Raw genomic sequence first — 15917 nt, forward strand, 5'->3', positions numbered from 1 at the left:
TCTCATTTGCTGTTGCGCAGGATGCGGGCGGCAGCCTCGACGGCCCTCGATCCCGATGTTCAAGAACGTCCTCTTCCAACTGCACTGGCTGCTGGGCATCAGCGCGGGTGCCATCCTGGCCGTGATGGGCCTGAGCGGTGCAGTCCTGTCGTTCGAGGATGAACTGCTGCGCGCGGCCAATCCCGGCTTCGCCGAGATCGCCGAGCACCATGCCGACAACCAGCAGCCGCTCGCCCTGAGCGAGCTGGTGCCGTTGCTGCAGGCAGGCAGCGAGCGGCCGCTGCAGCGCCTGCGGGTGGATGCCAGCGGCCAGCGGCCATCGGTGGCACGCTTTGCCGGCGGCAAGGACCACTGGGTCTATTTCGATCCCTACAGCGGCGAGCGCTTCAGCGCGCTGCGTGGACAGGCCTTCTTCGATTTCGTCGAGGACCTGCACCGCCACATGGTCGCCGGTGAACGCGGCTCGTGGATCACCGGCAGCTGTGCGATCGCGCTGTTGTTCTTCACCCTGTCCGGGCTGTACCTGCGCTGGCCACGCCGCTGGTGGCACTGGCGCAGCTGGCTGGCGGTGGAATGGGCGCGCAAGGGCCGAGGCTTCCTGTGGAGCCTGCATTCGGTGATCGGCACCTGGGTGCTGCTGATCTACCTGATGAGCGCACTGACCGGGTTGTGGTGGTCGTTCGACTGGTATCGCAACGGGCTGACCCAACTGCTGGGTGTCGCGCCCCCCGCCAAGCACAAGGTCGCCACGGATCTGCCTCTGGATCTGCACAAGGTCGAGGCCACGCTGTATGCACTGCCCGGCGTGCGCCAGGGCTTCATCGACCTGCGCCTGCCGGAGAAGCCCGGTCAAGCGCTCAACGTTCGGGTGATGTCGGCAGATCCCGCACAACGGGGCGGCCATCACGACCGCGCGCATGACCTGCTGCAGCTCGACCCGGCCACCGGCGTGGTCCTCGACGCGCGCCCCTATGCGCGCCAGGGTGCCGGCGGCCAGCTCACCACCAGCATGTTCGCCCTGCACTCGGGCAGCTTCTTCGGCATGCCCGGGCGCATCGTGGTGATGCTCAGCAGCCTGGGCATGTGCTTGTTCTTCGTTACCGGCTGGCTGTTGTACCTGGACCGCCGCCGCAGCCAGCGCGCCGCCCGTGCGCTGCGGCAGACCCTTCCGGCAGCAGCGCCCCATGCTGCGGGCACGCCGTGGCTGGTGGTGCATGCCAGCCAGAGCGGCCTGGCCGAACAGTTGGCCTGGCGTGCGGCGGCACAGCTGCAGGCCGCCGGCCACGGAGTGCAGGTACTGCCGCTTGCGCGCGTAGCTGCCACGCAGCTGCAGGCCTCCACGCAAGCGCTGTTCGTGCTCAGCACCTTCGGTGATGGCGAACCACCGGACAACGCACGGCGCAGCGCGCGCCAGTTGCTGGCACAGCTTCCGGACCTTTCCGGGCTGCGTTACGGCATGCTCGCGCTGGGTGATCACCAGTACGCGCAGTTTTGCGGGTTCGGCGTGCAGATCGACGACTGGTTGACGCGCTCGGGCGCGCAACCCTTGTTCGCCCGCATCGACGTCGATGCTGCTTCGGTGGGGGCGCTGCGCCAGTGGCAGCTGCAGCTGACCGCACTGACTGGCATCGACACCGACGACAGCGTGTTGCCGGCCGCCACAGTGATGCACGGCTGGCGCCTGCTCGGCCGCACCCTGCTCAACGCTGGCAGCGTCGGCGGCCAGATCTGGAAGATCCGCCTGGCACCGCCGGCCGATGTCGATTGGCAGGCCGGCGACATCCTGCACATCGCGCCCCGCCACGGCGCGATGCATGCCAGCGCGGTACTGCGCGCGCATGGCCTGGATCCCCAGCAGCCACAGCTGATCGATGGCGCTGCGAAGACCCTGCTGGAACTGGCCAGCGAACGCGTGCTGCCCGAACCCGGCCGTGCGTTGCAGGTGCAGGATGCGGGCCTGTGGTTGTCGGGCCTGCCGTCACTGCCTGGGCGTGAGTACTCGATCGCCTCATGCGCAGCCGATGGCGAAGTGGAGCTGGTGGTGCGGTTGGTCCACGACGCAGCAGGCCGCGCAGGACTGGGCTCGGGCTGGCTGGCCCTGCATGCGCCGCTGGACGGTGCGATAGCGGCCCGCGTGCATCGCAACCCGGGCTTCCATCGGCAGCCGGGCGCCCCGATGCTGCTGATCGGCAACGGCACGGGCATCGCCGGCCTGCGCAGCCTGCTGCGCGAAGCCGCGCACCAGGGCGAGCACGGTCACTGGCTGCTGTTCGGCGAGCGTCAGCGCGCGCACGATTTCCTGTTCGCCGACGAGATCATCCAGTGGCAGGCTGACGGGCATCTGCTGCGCTTGGATCAGGCCTATTCGCGTGATGTGGACGATGGCAGCTACGTACAGCATCGATTGCGCGCTGCGACAGATGAACTGCAGGCGTGGTTGGCACGGGGTGCAGTGATCCATGTGTGTGGATCGCTGCACGGCATGGCCGAAGGCGTGGACCAGGTGCTGCGCGAGGCACTGGGCGATGAAAGGGTGGAACTGCTGCTGGAGAACGGGCGCTACCGGCGCGACGTGTATTGAATCCGTTCGCCGGGCATGGCCCGGCGCTACCCGTCATGGGATTCAACGGTAGCGCCGGGCCATGCCTGGCGAAGGCGATCAGGCCATCACGCCGCCGCCCGTGACCGGCGCTCGGGCTGCAGCCGGAACGCGGCCACCGCTTCGGCCAGCGCACGCACCTGGGTCTGCATCTGCGCAGTCGACGCGCCGGCCTCTTCCACCAGGCTCGCATTGCGCTGCGTGCTGGCCTCCATCTGTACGACGGTCTGGTTTACCTGGGCAATGCCCGCATGCTGGTCGTGCGAGGCACTGCGGATACCGGCCAGCAGGCCGGCCAACTGCTGCACGCTGCTGACGATCTCGTCCATCGTCGTACCCGCCTGCTCGGCCTGCGTACTGCCCTGGTCGACCCGCGTCACCGAATCCTCGATCAGCCCCTTGATCTGCTTGGCCGCATCGGCACTGCGCTGGGCCAGCAAGCGCACTTCGGCCGCCACCACCGCGAAGCTTCGGCCCTGCTCGCCTGCACGCGCGGCCTCCACTGCCGCGTTGAGGGCAAGGATATTGGTCTGGAAAGCGATGCCATCGATCAGCTGGATGATGTCGCCGATGCGCCGCGATGCGTTGCTGATGCCCTGCATGGTGGCCACCACCTGGCCGACCGCAGTGCCGCCGCGCTCGGCAACCCGGGCGGCCTCACGTACCAGTCCATCGGCGCGCTCCGTCGCATCGGCGTTGCGGCCGACGGTATCGGTCAGTTCATGCATCGACGCAGCGGTTTCTTCCAGGTTGGCGGCCTGCTGTTCCGTGCGCTGGGAAAGATCGTGATGGCCGGCAACGATTTCACCCACCCCCACATCTAGGCGGACGGTGGCCTGCTGGATGCGGGTGACGATGTGGCCCAGCTGCGCGACGGTGGCGTTGGCATCGTCACGCATGCGGGCGAACACGCCCTGCAGGTCGCCCTCCAGGCGCACGCTCAGGTCGCCGCGTGCCAGTGCGGCCAGCAGTGCCTGCAGATCGCCGAGGTTGGTCTCGAAGGTGGACAGCAGGCGATTGATGCTGGTCGACAGCGTGCGCACGAAGCCCTGCTTGCCCTCCAGTACGATGCGCCCCTGCAGCTCGCCATGCGCCGCCGCGTCGACCAGTGCCGCCACTTCGGTTTCCAGCAGTGTCTCCAGCGCGCGGCTGCGCCATTCCACTGCCACGCCGAGGAAGTGGTCGTCCTCGACGATGGCGTTGGCGATCAGCTGGTAGCGGGTGCCGGCGTGGCCGATCTCGCGCTCTTCGCGCTGACGGACACCAATCAGCCCCGCCAGTACCGGGTGCAGGCGGACCGCGTCGCTGCCAAGCAACGTCTCTGCAGGAAGATCCAGCAGCTGCAGCAGCGCTGGATTGGCGTAGGCCACCTGCCCTTCCGCGTCGACCACCATCAAGCCGGTCTGCGCGCTGTCCAGCGCCTGCCGCACGCGCGTGTTGCCGCGCGCAACCGCGCGCTCGGTTTCGATCCGCGCACGCAGGCGTTGCTGCATGTCGACCAGGCACTGCGCAAGCTGGCCGATCTCATCGTTGGCGTTATGCACGCGCAGCGTGGTGTCGAGCCGATCATCGGCGATATCGCCAGCGAAACGCAGGGTGTCCTGGATCGGTCGACGCACCGCGCGGACGACCAGCACCAGGCTGGTGATCAGTACACCGGCCACCAGCAGCAGAGTGGTCACGAACAGCACGCTGGCCATCCGTGCGCCCGACTGCTGACGAAGCTGCGCCTGGGCCAGTCCCGCAGTCTGTGCCTGCTGGAATGCGGCCAGTGCCGGGCCCACGGCTGCCGCCGTCTCGAGCAGCGACTGTGCTTCCACGTCCAGGCCGACACGCGCGGCGGTATAGCCCAGCAGCGCGGCCTGGTAGGCCTCCATGCCCGTGCGCACGTGCTCCTGCACCTCGGCTGGCAGGTCCGCCAATGCCAGATCGAAGGGCAGTTTTTCTTCGCTGGCACGATCGGCGTGGGTGGAATCGCCATCGAGCAGCAGCAGCGCTTCCTGGCGCCGCATCCGCTGCACATGCAGGGAAAGCGCAGGTCGCTCCAGCGCGTCCACCTGTGTCTGCAGTGCGTCGGCGGACTGCTGCAGCTGCGCGGCCAGGCCTGCGTCGCCGCGCCCCATCTCATCCACCCGCTCGAACAACGCGGCGATGCCCTGTGAGAATGCGTCGACGGCTTCAGTCATCGCCTGCAGGACCTTGCGCCGACCCGCATCCATCGGCATTGCACGCAACGCCTGCAGATCCTGCTTCAACATCCGTTGCGTGGCCAGCAACTGGCTGCGGTCGGCATCGTCGAAACTTCGCGCATACTGGGTCTGCAGGCGCCGGGCCTCGGCCACCCGCGCTGCCAGCGAAGCGACGCGGTCACTGCCGTGCTGGTAGCTGGCCTGATCGCGCACCGCCTGCCTGCTCGAATGGCTGGTCCAGGCATGGACGGCGGCGATGGCCACCAGGCCCAGGCTGCAGACCAGCAGGGTCGCCTTGAGCTTGTCGGCGACGCTCAGCCGATGGGGCTGCAACCAGCGCAGCAGGCCAGGGAAACGGGAACGCAACCCGGCAACGCGGCTACGCAGGGACCGAAGGTGGGGAACGACGGCCGACATGACAGACTCCAGGCGGAAGGACGCACCTGTATCGACCGGTTACAGCAGAACTTTAGCCCCGGATTGATTCCAGCCACGAGTGGCGGGCAGTTGTCGCTGTTGTACCGGCCGTAGGCGACCGGGGGATGACACCGGCGGGATGCGCTTGACCTCAACCCCGGTTGCGGTATCACAGTGGAGGCCCCCGCCCGTGATGCCTGCCATGCCCATCGACGTCCCCCGCTACCTGCAGCGCCTGCAGCTGGATGCCCCGCCCCCGCTCACCCTGGCCGGGCTGACCCTGCTGCAGCAGCGCCACAACGCCCTGCTGCCGTTCGAGACCCTGACCAGCCTGCTGCGCGACGCGGTGGCAATCGACCTGGACAGCGTCCAGCACAAGCTGCTGCACGCGCAGCGCGGCGGTTACTGTTTCGAACTCAATGGCGCGTTCCTGGCGCTGCTGCAGGTCTTGGGCTTCGATGCGCAGCCACTGAGTGCACGCGTGCTGCTGTCGGCCACCGAGGGCGAGCTGACTGCGCGTACGCATCTGCTCCTGCGGGTGCGTCTGCAGGAAGAGGATTGGCTGGTCGATACCGGCTTCGGCAGCCTGACCCCGACCGTACCGCTGCGCCTGCACGAGACCGCAGTGCAGGACACACCGCACGAGCGTTACCGCGTGCGGACGCTGGATGATGGCGACTTCATGCTCGCCGCCGAGGCGGGGGATGACTGGCGGGCGCTGTACCGCTTCGACCTGCAGCCACCGGCGCCGATCGACAACGAGGTAGGCAACTGGTACGTGTGCACGCATCTGCAGTCGAGCTTTCCCGGCCAGCTGCGTGCATCACTGACCGGGCCGGATTGGCGACGCACCATCGGCAGCGGCAACTACACCGAATACCGCCCGGGCCAGGCGCCGGCCAAGCGCCCGCTGCGGGATGTGCAGGACGTGCGCGGGGTGCTGCAGCAGGGCTTCGGCATGCGCCTCCCCGACGATCCGCGGTTGGATCCGGCCATCGCCGACTGGCTGCAGCGATCACGGGCCACGTCCGTGTAGCGCGGCGCCATGTTCGGCTGCCGTCCTTGCTGCTATGGGTTGACGGGTGCCTGCAAGGCAATCCGGTTGCCCTCGCTGTCGCGGATCTCGGCCACCCGCCAGCCACCGGCGACGGCCGGGCCAAAGCACAGCACCGCGCCGGCCTGCAGGGCACGCTGCAGGCTCCGGTCCACATCGTCCACGCCCAGGTAGATGCGCGGGCCGTGCTCCGACGGCACGTAGTCGGCGCCGTGCACCAGCGCCATGCTGGCACCTGCGGCGTCGTCGTTGAACGACAGGTAGGCCATCCGGCAGTCATGCAGGTCGATCGGCGCTTCGATGCGTACCTGCAGCCAGTGCTCGTAGAACATCACGGCGCGTTCGAGATCGGCGACCGGAACTTCAACATGCAGGATGGGATTCATGGTGATCGTGCTCGGCGTGCAGATGGATGAAAGGCAGCATCGCAGCCCTGTGCACTGCACGATACGGCCCCGACTGGCATGCTGGACAGCCTGCCACCGTACTGGAAGCGCCCATGTCCCTGGCCGATCACCGTCATGCCCTGGCCCCGTTGGGCCACCTGCGCGTTGCCATCAACCTGGGCAACCCGGTGCTGGCCCAGGGCGACGCCAATTCACCGCGTGGGCCGTCGGTGGAACTGGCCACTGCGCTGGCACAGCGGCTGGGTGTGCAGGCATGCTTCAGTTGCCACGACGCGGCCGCATCGGTGGTTGCAGCGGCGAGCGACGATGCATGGGATCTGGCCTTCCTGGCGGTGGACCCGGCACGTGCCGACCGCATTGCCTTCAGCGCGCCGTATGTGGAGATCGAAGGCACCTATCTGGTGCGCGATGACAGTCCAGCGCAACGGGTTGCAGACCTTGATCGCAACGGGCTGCGTATCGCGGTGGGACGCGGCGCCGCCTACGATCTGTTCCTCAGCCGTGAGCTGCGGCACGCGACGATTGAACGTGCCGACACCTCGGCCGCGGCCATCACCCTGTTCGACCAGCAGCGGCTGGATGCAGCGGCCGGCGTACGCTAGCCCCTGCTGGCCTGGGCGCAGGCACATCCCGGCCATCGCGTGCTGGCCGATCGCTTCACCGTCATCCAGCAGGCGGTTGCCGCGCCCATCTCTCGACCCGTAGCGGCGTTGCAGGCACTGTTCGCGGAAGTGCAGGCGATCAAGGCCGGGCCGCTGCTGGGCGAGGCCTTCGCGCGTGCCGGGCAGGCAGTCACGCTGTTGCGGTGACGCGCACTCCATGGCGTCGCGCCTGCCCGCGTGGCGCTACCCCGCGTCTGCGGCCTGCATGTGCCGCACATGCTCGGCCGCCTGGGCGTGCAACCATTCGCGGAAGGCGAGGAAACCACGGTGCCGCACCGAGCGCTGCGGATACACCAGCCAATGCGGCCATGCGGTTTTCAGGCGCCGGTCCGACAACGCAACCAACTGGCCGGAATCCAGCAGCAGCCGCGCCCGCGTCACCCGTCCCAGGGCAACACCGACGCCGTCCAGTGCGGCGCGATGGTGGGCTTCGGAATCATCCAGCACCGCCACGTACCGCGCCGGCGGGCGCTGCCCGGTCAGCGCGAACCATGCGCCCCACGCGCCGTCGGGGTCTCCCAGCAGCGGCCACTGTGCCAACGGCAGGTGGCCGATGCCGCCCATGCGCTCGATCAGTGCCGGGCTGGCCATGGGCAGCAGCCATTCGTCGAACAACGGTTCCACCACCAGCCCCGGCCATTGTCCGCTGCCCAGCCGCAGCGCTGCATCGAACTGCAGCTGCCGGTCGAAGTCGATCAGTCGCTCGCTCGACTGCAGATTGATTTCGATCTGCGGATGCGCCGCCACGAAGTTGCCCAGGCGTGGCACCAGCCAGGCGCTGGCCATCGACGGCACGGCGCTGAGGGTGAGCACATGCTCCGGTCGCGCGGCGTAGGGCTGGAAGGCTTCGTTGATCGCATCCAGATGAGGGCCCACCTGATCCAGCAGGCGCTGCCCTTCCAGGGTCAAGGCCACACCGCGTGCCTGCCGTATCAGCAGCGGCTGGCCCAGGCGTTCCTCGAGCTGGCGCATCTGATGGCTGAGCGCACTGACCGTCAGGTTCATCGACGCGGCGGCGCGGGACAGGTTGCCCAGGCGTGCGGCAGCGACGAAGCCCTGCAGGGCATGCAGCGGTGGGCGGGACATAAGCCTTGAATTCCTCTCAAGTCGACCTTGCGGAAATGTCGCTTTTTGCACCGCCATGCTGCCCGTATCGTGCATTCCACTCAAGTGGAGGCACGATCATGAACATCTTCAGCGGTCTGTTGTTCCTGCAGGGTCATGTGACCAACGTTGCCCTGGCCCAGCGCCTCGCCAGCCCCGTTCCCGCAGCGCCCGATGCACACCGGGCACCCCGTCCGGGCAACACCCCGGCCGCCCGGGGCAGTGTCACCACCCGCGCTGCAGGTGCTCGGGCAACCACGGCTGCGGATCGATAGCGAGCGCGCGATACGCATCGATGGCGTCGCGCAGTGCGGCCACGCCGACGGGCGAACGCAGGCTTTCCTCTTCCGGCACGTGCACTGCGGCCCAGTCATGCAGCCGGTCCAGGCGCTGGACCATCGCAGCCCGCAGCCACAGCCGCAGCGGATAGGTGTGATAGCCCTGCTGCGCCAGCGCTTGCACAGCCTCGGCCAATGCAGCGTTGGCCCCACGCACCCACTCGGTGTGCCCACCGGCCTTGTCCTGCACCGTCATCGGTGCCGGCGCACGATGCAGCTTGAAGGGCCGGCGCAACTGCAGTTCCAGGTCACGCGCATCCCGCTCTGATTCCGCCTCGACCAGCGCGCCTGCTTCCAGATCGAAGAACTCGAACCAGCGCCGATGCAGCGCACTGATCCGGCCCAGCGGATCGCGCGAGAAGCCGATCTTCGCGTAGTCCTCCCAGGCACAGGGAAAGACATAGGCGAACACGCGGCCATCGATGCGGATGTCGGAATCCATTTCCACAGGATCGCGTGGCGGGTATTCGCAGGATGTGCAGGCAATGCCCACGGCATGCGTACTTCCGGCTACGCTTGCGCGACCATGTCTTCATTGCACGCCCCTCGCCCGCCCGTGTCATCGATCACGATCGATGCCGTCTCGCTCGACATCCTGCAGCAGCAGCACGCGGATCTGCGACGACCACCGGCCTCGCTGACCAAGCTGATGACCGCCTACACCGCCTACGACCTGCTCGCGCAGTCGGGCGGTTCGTGGTCGGACATGATCACCATCGACCCGCGCGACGTGTACGAGGTGGCCGACGATGAAACACGGATGGGCCTGGTGCCCGGCGAAAGCATCGTCCTCGGCAGACTGCTGGAGGGCCTGATGGTAGTCTCCGGCAACGATGCCGCGCTCGCCCTGGCCCGTCACCTGGCCGGATCACAGGCGGCGTTCGCGCAGCACATGAACGACCACGCGCGAGCGCTGGGCCTGCACGATACGCACTTCATTTCCGTGTCCGGCATCACTACCCCGGGGCATCTGTCGACCGCACGCGACATGGCGATATTGGCCGCGCAGGTGCTTGGCCGCCACCCCGATCTGCTGGCGATCACCGCACAGCGCAGCTTCGTGCACCACACCCTGCACAAGGCCAACCAGAACGCGCTGCTGGGCGAAGACGGCGTGGATGGTTTGAAGACCGGTTACACACAGGCTGCAGGCTTCTGCCTGGCAGCCACCGCCCGTCGCAGGTGCGCTGGGCACGCGCTGCCACTGCGCCTGATCACCGTGGTGCTGGGTGCTGATTCCCGTGCGTCGCGCGATGAGCAGGTGCGTGCGCAGCTTGATGCAGGCTTCGCCAGCGCCGGAAGCGCCGGAATGGCCGGCGTCCAACCCGCGTGACCGGCAGGCAGGGCAGACACCACGGGCAATGCGCTCTATAGTCCAGCGCCCGAAGGAGTACCCCCACCGATGGATCGACGCCTGTTGTGCTGGATGCTTGCGCTGTCCTGCATGTTCGCCGCTGCAATCACCCATGCCGGCGAACTCAGCCCTGCCGAGACCGACGCGCTGCAGCAGGATGTGCGTTCTCTGCTCTCCACCTTCGCGCGTGGCGATACCGATGCCATGATCGAGCGCACGCATCCGAGCGTGAAGCGTTTTGCCGGCGGCGACGCGGCGTATGCGAAAGCCGCGCGCGATGCGATGAAGGCACTCGGCGACATGGGCCTGAAGGTCATCAGCGATGAGGTCGGCGAACCGACCCGCACCTACGCTGCCGGCGACGAAGAAGTCTGCTTCGTGCCGCGGACCACGGTATTCACCACCGACGCACAGACAGTGAAAAGCCTCACCTTCATGGTCGCCATCCGGCAGGTCGGTGGTACGCAGTGGCGCTACATCGATGGTGCCGCCATGCAGGCAATGCCGGAGCTGCTGCGACAGCTGTTGCCGGACCTGCCGCGTGACGTGCCACTGCCATCAGTCAGCGTCGAGCAACGCTAGGCCGCTTCGCCCACACGATTCAGCTGCCACGCTTGACGATGGCGACGATCACGCGCTCCAGCTCGGCCTCGGCGGCCGTGTGTTCCACCGCACCGGCCGCAACCGCTTCAGACAGGGTTTCGGCGGCACCGAGAATGGCCCACAGCCCGGTAGCCGGCACGGCCTCGCCTACTGCGAACGGGCCCAGCCACTGCGCGCACTTGTCAATGAAATCCTGCTGATAGCAACGGCGTACCGCACGCAGTTCCGGTGACCCGGCCAACGCGGCGAGAATGTCCTGGATCTCGCTGCCCTGCGACAGCACACAATCGATGTAGCCCGAGGCGATGGCATGCGCGCGATCCTTCAACCGGGCCTTCGCACTGCCGATGCGCTCATCGAAGACCACGGTCTGCTTGTGGTCATAATCGGCATACAGCGCGGCCAGCAGGCCGTTGCGTGTTTCGAAGTGGTCGTAGGCCAGCGGCTTGGTCACACCGGCCGCCTCGGCCAGGCGGGCCAGGGTCAGCGCATCGGTGCCCTCTTCGCCAACCAGCGCCCACGCCACGTCCAGCAGCTGCCGGGCGCGCTGTTCACGGGTCAGGCGGCGACGGGGCTCGGGCGCGGCAGGTCTGGAAGGCAAGGGAGATCGTCAGGGCGCGGGGGTTCCGATCTTACGTCCGATGTCCACTGCCGTCTGCAGATGCGCTTCGGCCATGCCGCTGTCGGCGTCCAGCAGCAGCGTGGAGGACAGCACCGGCGCCCCGCAGTAGTCGAAGATACCCTGGTCGATCTGGGTCTTCATCGCCGCGCCATAGCCACGCCGGTCGATCATCTGCTGGCCCGCGCCGCCCAGCCCGACCAGATGCACCTGCAGCCGCTGCAGCTTTTTTTCCACCTTGCCGTCGGCACCTTCGTCATAGGCCCAGCCCTGGGTGAAGACGCGGTCGATCCATCCCTTCAGCAGCGCCGGGAACGACCACCAGTAGATCGGGTAGACCAGCACCAGCGCATCGGCCGCATCCAGCCGGGCGTGCTCGGCGGCGACATCGGCCGGCAGCGTCGTGGTCCTGCGGAAGAACGCGTGGTCCTGGATGTTGAAACGTGGATCGAAGCCTTCGGCCATCAGATCCACCGAGGTGACCGTATTGCCGGCATCGGCGTTGACGATGGCCTCACCGATCCGCGCGGCGACCGCGTGGGTGAGCGAGGCCGGGTCAGGATGTGCCACGACAATATGGGTATGCATGATGGGGCTCTGCTGTTCACTAGTTACCAATGGTAACTACGATTGCAGCCAGCACCAGCACCACCGGTGGAATGCTGTTGCGCGCTGCGGTCGCTGTTGTGCACATCACAGCCACACCGGGCTGCCACGGCCTTGATGCCGGTAAGCGGATGCTTGCCGGACCAACGCAGCATTCGCACGACAACACACCATGCAGAGCAACAACGAACGACCCGCACCGCTACCCCGCCTGCTCCTTGTGGAAGACCAGCTCGATCTGGCTGATCTGATGGAACAGGCCCTGACCGACGAAGGCAACGAAATCGCCCACGCCAACAGCGTCTTCGAGGCATTGGGCATGCTCGACAGTGGCCACTTCGATGGCGCCGTGCTGGACGTGGAACTTCGTGATGGCGTGGTATTCCCTGTGGCCGATCGGCTGCTCGAACTGGGCATCCCCTATCTTTTCGCTTCAGCGGTATACGACCAGCTGGTGCCGGTCCGGCATCGGCGCGCGCCCTTCCTGGCCAAACCGTTCCATGTGCAGGGCCTGCAGCGCGCGGTGCGCGAAGCGCTCGGCAGGACGGCCGCCCCGCCGACGCCGCCGCACTAGCCTGCACGCACCTACGGCTTGAACAACCCGTTGAGCTCGGCACCGGACGGGGTGGCCGGCAGCGCATCGAATGATCCACTGGCAAGCATCTGCCGGGAGGCGTCGAGAAAGCCGGACCACGCGCTGCGGGCCAGCGCACCGCCGACACTGACCCGGCGCACGCCCAGACTGGCGGCCTGCTGCAGCGTCATCACGCCGGGCGCACCGATCAGCAGGTTGACCGGTTTGCCAGCAGCAGCCTCCACCACGGCGCGGATCTGCTCTGCGGTCCGGATGCCGGGCGCATACAGACAGTCGGCACCCGCCTGCGCATAGGCGCGGATGCGAGCCAATGTATCGTCCAGATCGGGTCGCCCGACGAAGAAGTTCTCCGCGCGCCCCACCAGCATCACGTCGTGCCCGCTTTCATCAATGGCACGGCGCGCGGCCTGCAGCCGGGCCACGCTGTCTTCGACGCTGCGCAGCGGATGGTCCGCATCGCCGCTGGAATCCTCGATCGACAGGCCAGCCACACCGGTAGCGATCGCCATCGACACGCTCTCGTGCACCGCCTCCGGGCTGCGGCCAAAACCATCTTCGAAGTCGGCGTTCACCGGTAGATCGGTCGCCGCCACCATCGCCTGCAGATGAGCGAGGATCTCGCTGCGACCCATCGCCCCGTCAGGCTGCCCGTGGGCCCAGGCATGGCCGGAACTGGTGGTGGCCAGTGCCTGGGCACCCAGCCGCGCCAGCGCCACCGCACTGCCCACGTCCCATGGATTGGGCAGCAGGAAGCAACCGGATGCATGAAGCGCCCTGAAGGCAGCGCGGCGGTTTCGGATGGCGTCGGCACTCATCACGGACTCCTGGTGGATACGTTTTCCCCGGTTGCTGCCCGCGCAGTGGTCATCTGGCAGCGGGCTTCACGGCGGCGCGGCCCGGCTGCGTTGTCGTCTGCAACTGCAGCCCTTGCAACAGTGCCTTGTCCAGCTTCGCCGCCACGCCCACACTGCGCCCGGCCAGGTTGGCCACCTGGTACTGCACCGCCACGCCCAGCACCTGGGTCGCCTCGGACAGTGTCAACCCATAGGCCTGGCGCAGCCACTGCAGCATGCCCGAGGTGGCGGTGCGCAGCGCATCATCGCTGGAGCCACCCTGGCCCAGGGTCATGATCTGCGTTGCCGATTCCACCCGCGGCGTTGCGATCGCATGCTGCTTCAGCAGCTCCACTTTCACCACCACATCCAGTGATGTCTCCAGCGCCCACTGCGTGGTTTCGCCATCGCCCTGGAGCGCATGCCCATCACCCAGGTACATCAGGGCACCAGGCTGCTGCACGGGCAGGTAGACCGTATTGCCTTCGACCACGGCGTTGAAGTCCATGTTGCCGCCGAAGTCACTGGTATCGCCGGTGGAAAACGGCGGGTAGCCGAAGCCCGGCGCCAGCGCCAGGCCGCCGAGCATCGGCTTCACCGGCACTTCGAAATGCCGCAGGCCACCACCTGCGCCCTGCGGACGGGCGACGCCCCTGCTGCGGTCCAGCTGCCAGCGCACCGGCTTGCCCAGCCCGGTGGCTTCGGCAGCCACCCGCGGCGTCTTCAAGCGTCCCACCAGGCCATCCAGGCTGTCGGCATAGTCACGGTTGAGTTTCAACGAGGTAAGCGTGATCGCCAGCGTGTCGCCGGGTTCGGCACCGACCACGAAAAACGGCCCGACCTGTGGATTGCCGAACAGCGCGCGGGTGACGCCCTTTTCGTCGACGCCGCCGGAGTCCAGCGTACGGGTCTGCACCGAGTCCCCCGGCCAGATCACCAGCACCGGCGCCCGGTCGGCGCTGAACGTATTGGAGTAGTCGGTCGGCGTGAACACATGGCGCTGAGGTGCGGTCGAAACCCGCGCAGGTACTTTCCAGGCGCTGAAGGCGTGGACGGCACGCGCCTCGCGGTTGTTGGTGTCCGGCTGATCGCTCTGTCCCTGCATCCGCGCCCCGTCAATGCGCCCGTCGAACTGGTAGCGCTGGCCCTGGCTGTCGGTTGCGGTGAATACCATCTGCCCGGCACCCAGGGTGCCGGTGACCGGGTCGGCGTCCAGACGGCCGGCGATACGCCCGTCCTGCACGTCCACCTGCAGGGTCTGGTAGTTCCTGCTGCCCCACAGGTCGGTGGCAACGATCCATTGTTCGGCAGCCAGCGCATTCAAGGGCAGCAGCGACAGCAGCACTGCAGGCAATCGCATGGGGGTGGGCACGGCGCGAGCATCCAGGAGCGCCGACATGGCGGGTTGACCCAGTGTAGGAACACCCTGGCAACCTCCGCAGTGTCGAACGTAATGCGGCCCGGCCGCAGTCTTCCGGCAGGGAGGATGGCCGGCACGCGCAGTTTCCACTGTCTATAGTGAGCAGCCATGCGGCGCACGGCCTTTTCAAACGATCGATTTAAACACCACTAATTTCGCCGAACTGGACAGCATCCTCAGCTTCCGCCAGACTGCCGCCCTTTCCCGTCAATCGGATCCCATGGCGAAGCTGCTGGTCCTGCATGGCCCCAACCTCAACCTGCTCGGCAGCCGCGAGCCGGAGGTCTACGGCCACACCACGCTGGCCGACATCGACCAGGCGCTGGCCGCCCAGGCCGCTGCCGCAGGTCATGCGCTGGAGAGCCTGCAGTCCAACGCCGAGCACGTCCTGGTGGATCGTGTACAGGCCGCACGCACCGACGGAACCGCCTTCATCCTGATCAACCCGGCCGCCTTCACCCATACCTCGGTTGCCCTGCGCGATGCGCTGGCGGCGGTGGCGGTGCCGTTCATCGAGATCCACCTGTCCAACCCGCATACCCGCGAGCCCTTCCGCCAGCACAGCTATTTCAGCGACAAGGCGGTGGGCGTGGTGTGTGGCTTCGGTGCCGACAGCTACCGCTATGCGATGGACGCGGCATTGGCGCGCGTGCAGGCCGCCGCCGCATCATGAACCTGTCGCGCGTCCTCGCCAGCGTTGTGCTGTGGGCCGGCCTGTGCGGCGCTGCCAGCGCGTTCGACCGCAAGGACGAGGGCATCGACTGCGCGCATCCGACCACCACGATGGAGAGCGACCTGTGCGCCTCGGACGTGGCAGCGGCCGCCGACGTCGAACTCAACACCGTCTACGCCCAGGCACGCAGGCAGCTGCGCACGCCGGCCAACGGCGGCACCTGCAGCTACTGCGGCAACGCCGAACAGGAACTGGTGCTGGCCCAGCGCGCATGGATGCAGCTGCGCGACCACGACTGCCAAGCGGTGTACGCCCTCAACTCCGACGGCACCGCGCGCAACGGCGCGCAGATGCGCTGCCTGATCACCCTCGCGCGCGACCGCACCCGGCAGCTGCGCGACTTCTACGAACTGCTTTGACCCGAGCGCAACGCGCTTCCCACCA

General features: G+C 67.4%; 15 protein-coding genes and 1 pseudogene. 8 read left to right on the plus strand and 8 right to left on the minus strand.

Translation table 11 applies throughout. From position 1 onward, the window contains the following. The first annotated feature begins 55 nt into the window (after window positions 1–55). Window positions 56–2581, plus strand: coding sequence for a sulfite reductase flavoprotein subunit alpha (locus M2299_RS11730; protein WP_280884389.1), 2526 nt, complete (start codon window positions 56–58; stop codon window positions 2579–2581). An 86-nt stretch (window positions 2582–2667) separates the two neighbouring features. Here M2299_RS11730 and M2299_RS11735 read toward each other — a convergent pair whose 3' ends face one another. Further along, complete coding sequence (locus M2299_RS11735) at window positions 2668–5205, minus strand: methyl-accepting chemotaxis protein (protein WP_100436981.1); 2538 nt, start codon at window positions 5203–5205, stop codon at window positions 2668–2670. 202 nt (window positions 5206–5407) lie between these two features. Between M2299_RS11735 and M2299_RS11740 the strand changes: the two genes are divergently transcribed. Further along, window positions 5408–6241 carry an arylamine N-acetyltransferase gene (locus M2299_RS11740; RefSeq protein WP_280884390.1) on the plus strand — a complete coding sequence of 278 codons (834 nt, stop codon included), beginning with the start codon at window positions 5408–5410 and terminating at the stop codon, window positions 6239–6241. A gap of 32 nt (window positions 6242–6273) precedes the next feature. Here M2299_RS11740 and M2299_RS11745 read toward each other — a convergent pair whose 3' ends face one another. Further along, complete coding sequence (locus M2299_RS11745; protein ID WP_099843880.1) at window positions 6274–6645, minus strand: VOC family protein; 372 nt, start codon at window positions 6643–6645, stop codon at window positions 6274–6276. A 113-nt stretch (window positions 6646–6758) separates the two neighbouring features. On the opposite strand from M2299_RS11745, the pseudogene M2299_RS11750 reads away from it, so the two are divergent. Beyond that, window positions 6759–7475, plus strand: a pseudogene (locus M2299_RS11750) (transporter substrate-binding domain-containing protein). 36 nt (window positions 7476–7511) lie between these two features. Here M2299_RS11750 and M2299_RS11760 read toward each other — a convergent pair. Both M2299_RS11760 and M2299_RS11765 read right to left on the minus strand, forming a co-directional pair. Next, a complete protein-coding gene (locus tag M2299_RS11760) occupies window positions 7512–8414 on the minus strand; it encodes a LysR substrate-binding domain-containing protein (protein WP_025878639.1) in 903 nt (300 codons plus the stop codon). A 243-nt stretch (window positions 8415–8657) separates the two neighbouring features. After that, complete coding sequence (locus tag M2299_RS11765; RefSeq protein ID WP_280884393.1) at window positions 8658–9212, minus strand: GIY-YIG nuclease family protein; 555 nt, start codon at window positions 9210–9212, stop codon at window positions 8658–8660. Window positions 9213–9296: 84 nt separating this feature from the next. Here M2299_RS11765 and M2299_RS11770 point away from each other — a divergent pair, with 84 nt between their 5' ends. After that, a complete protein-coding gene (locus M2299_RS11770; protein WP_099843886.1) occupies window positions 9297–10103 on the plus strand; it encodes a D-alanyl-D-alanine carboxypeptidase family protein in 807 nt (268 codons plus the stop codon). 69 nt (window positions 10104–10172) lie between these two features. Continuing rightward, window positions 10173–10706, plus strand: coding sequence for a hypothetical protein (locus M2299_RS11775; protein WP_280884394.1), 534 nt, complete (start codon window positions 10173–10175; stop codon window positions 10704–10706). Window positions 10707–10725: 19 nt separating this feature from the next. Here M2299_RS11775 and M2299_RS11780 read toward each other — a convergent pair whose 3' ends face one another. Continuing rightward, window positions 10726–11328: a TetR/AcrR family transcriptional regulator gene (locus M2299_RS11780; RefSeq protein ID WP_229655636.1), complete on the minus strand. Its 603-nt coding sequence runs from the start codon at window positions 11326–11328 to the stop codon at window positions 10726–10728. 9 nt (window positions 11329–11337) lie between these two features. Beyond that, the gene (locus M2299_RS11785) at window positions 11338–11934 is read right to left on the minus strand and encodes an NAD(P)H-dependent oxidoreductase (RefSeq protein ID WP_280884395.1); all 597 of its coding nucleotides are present in this window, start codon (window positions 11932–11934) and stop codon (window positions 11338–11340) included. 190 nt (window positions 11935–12124) lie between these two features. On the opposite strand from M2299_RS11785, the gene M2299_RS11790 reads away from it, so the two are divergent. Continuing rightward, window positions 12125–12526 (plus strand): response regulator, encoded by a 402-nt coding sequence (locus M2299_RS11790; RefSeq protein WP_025878633.1) that lies wholly within the window; start codon window positions 12125–12127, stop codon window positions 12524–12526. A gap of 11 nt (window positions 12527–12537) precedes the next feature. Here M2299_RS11790 and M2299_RS11795 read toward each other — a convergent pair whose 3' ends face one another. Then, a complete protein-coding gene (locus M2299_RS11795; RefSeq protein WP_280884396.1) occupies window positions 12538–13365 on the minus strand; it encodes an isocitrate lyase/phosphoenolpyruvate mutase family protein in 828 nt (275 codons plus the stop codon). 46 nt (window positions 13366–13411) lie between these two features. After that, window positions 13412–14752: an acetamidase/formamidase family protein gene (locus M2299_RS11800; RefSeq protein ID WP_280884397.1), complete on the minus strand. Its 1341-nt coding sequence runs from the start codon at window positions 14750–14752 to the stop codon at window positions 13412–13414. A 268-nt stretch (window positions 14753–15020) separates the two neighbouring features. Here M2299_RS11800 and aroQ point away from each other — a divergent pair, with 268 nt between their 5' ends. After that, entirely contained in the window at window positions 15021–15473 is a 453-nt protein-coding gene (gene aroQ / locus M2299_RS11805) for a type II 3-dehydroquinate dehydratase (protein ID WP_025878630.1), read from the plus strand. Beyond that, the gene (locus M2299_RS11810; RefSeq protein WP_059065320.1) at window positions 15470–15892 is read left to right on the plus strand and encodes a lysozyme inhibitor LprI family protein; all 423 of its coding nucleotides are present in this window, start codon (window positions 15470–15472) and stop codon (window positions 15890–15892) included. The genes aroQ and M2299_RS11810 overlap by 4 nt, the downstream gene beginning before the upstream one ends. Window positions 15893–15917: the final 25 nt, after the last annotated feature.

The sequence above is a fragment of the Stenotrophomonas sp. 1278 genome (assembly GCF_029892765.1).
Lineage (GTDB): Bacteria > Pseudomonadota > Gammaproteobacteria > Xanthomonadales > Xanthomonadaceae > Stenotrophomonas > Stenotrophomonas indicatrix.

Excerpts from the sequence above, each read along its gene's own strand:
- M2299_RS11730 (WP_280884389.1), top strand. The coding sequence starts at position 56 with ATGTTCAAGAACGTCCTCTTCCAACTGCACTGGCTGCTGGGCATCAGC.
- M2299_RS11735 (WP_100436981.1), bottom strand. The coding sequence starts at position 5,205 with ATGTCGGCCGTCGTTCCCCACCTTCGGTCCCTGCGTAGCCGCGTTGCC.
- M2299_RS11740 (WP_280884390.1), top strand. The coding sequence starts at position 5,408 with ATGCCCATCGACGTCCCCCGCTACCTGCAGCGCCTGCAGCTGGATGCC.
- M2299_RS11745 (WP_099843880.1), bottom strand. The coding sequence starts at position 6,645 with ATGAATCCCATCCTGCATGTTGAAGTTCCGGTCGCCGATCTCGAACGC.
- M2299_RS11760 (WP_025878639.1), bottom strand. The coding sequence starts at position 8,414 with ATGTCCCGCCCACCGCTGCATGCCCTGCAGGGCTTCGTCGCTGCCGCA.
- M2299_RS11765 (WP_280884393.1), bottom strand. The coding sequence starts at position 9,212 with ATGGATTCCGACATCCGCATCGATGGCCGCGTGTTCGCCTATGTCTTT.
- M2299_RS11770 (WP_099843886.1), top strand. The coding sequence starts at position 9,297 with ATGTCTTCATTGCACGCCCCTCGCCCGCCCGTGTCATCGATCACGATC.
- M2299_RS11775 (WP_280884394.1), top strand. The coding sequence starts at position 10,173 with ATGGATCGACGCCTGTTGTGCTGGATGCTTGCGCTGTCCTGCATGTTC.
- M2299_RS11785 (WP_280884395.1), bottom strand. The coding sequence starts at position 11,934 with ATGCATACCCATATTGTCGTGGCACATCCTGACCCGGCCTCGCTCACC.
- M2299_RS11790 (WP_025878633.1), top strand. The coding sequence starts at position 12,125 with ATGCAGAGCAACAACGAACGACCCGCACCGCTACCCCGCCTGCTCCTT.
- aroQ (WP_025878630.1), top strand. The coding sequence starts at position 15,021 with ATGGCGAAGCTGCTGGTCCTGCATGGCCCCAACCTCAACCTGCTCGGC.
- M2299_RS11810 (WP_059065320.1), top strand. The coding sequence starts at position 15,470 with ATGAACCTGTCGCGCGTCCTCGCCAGCGTTGTGCTGTGGGCCGGCCTG.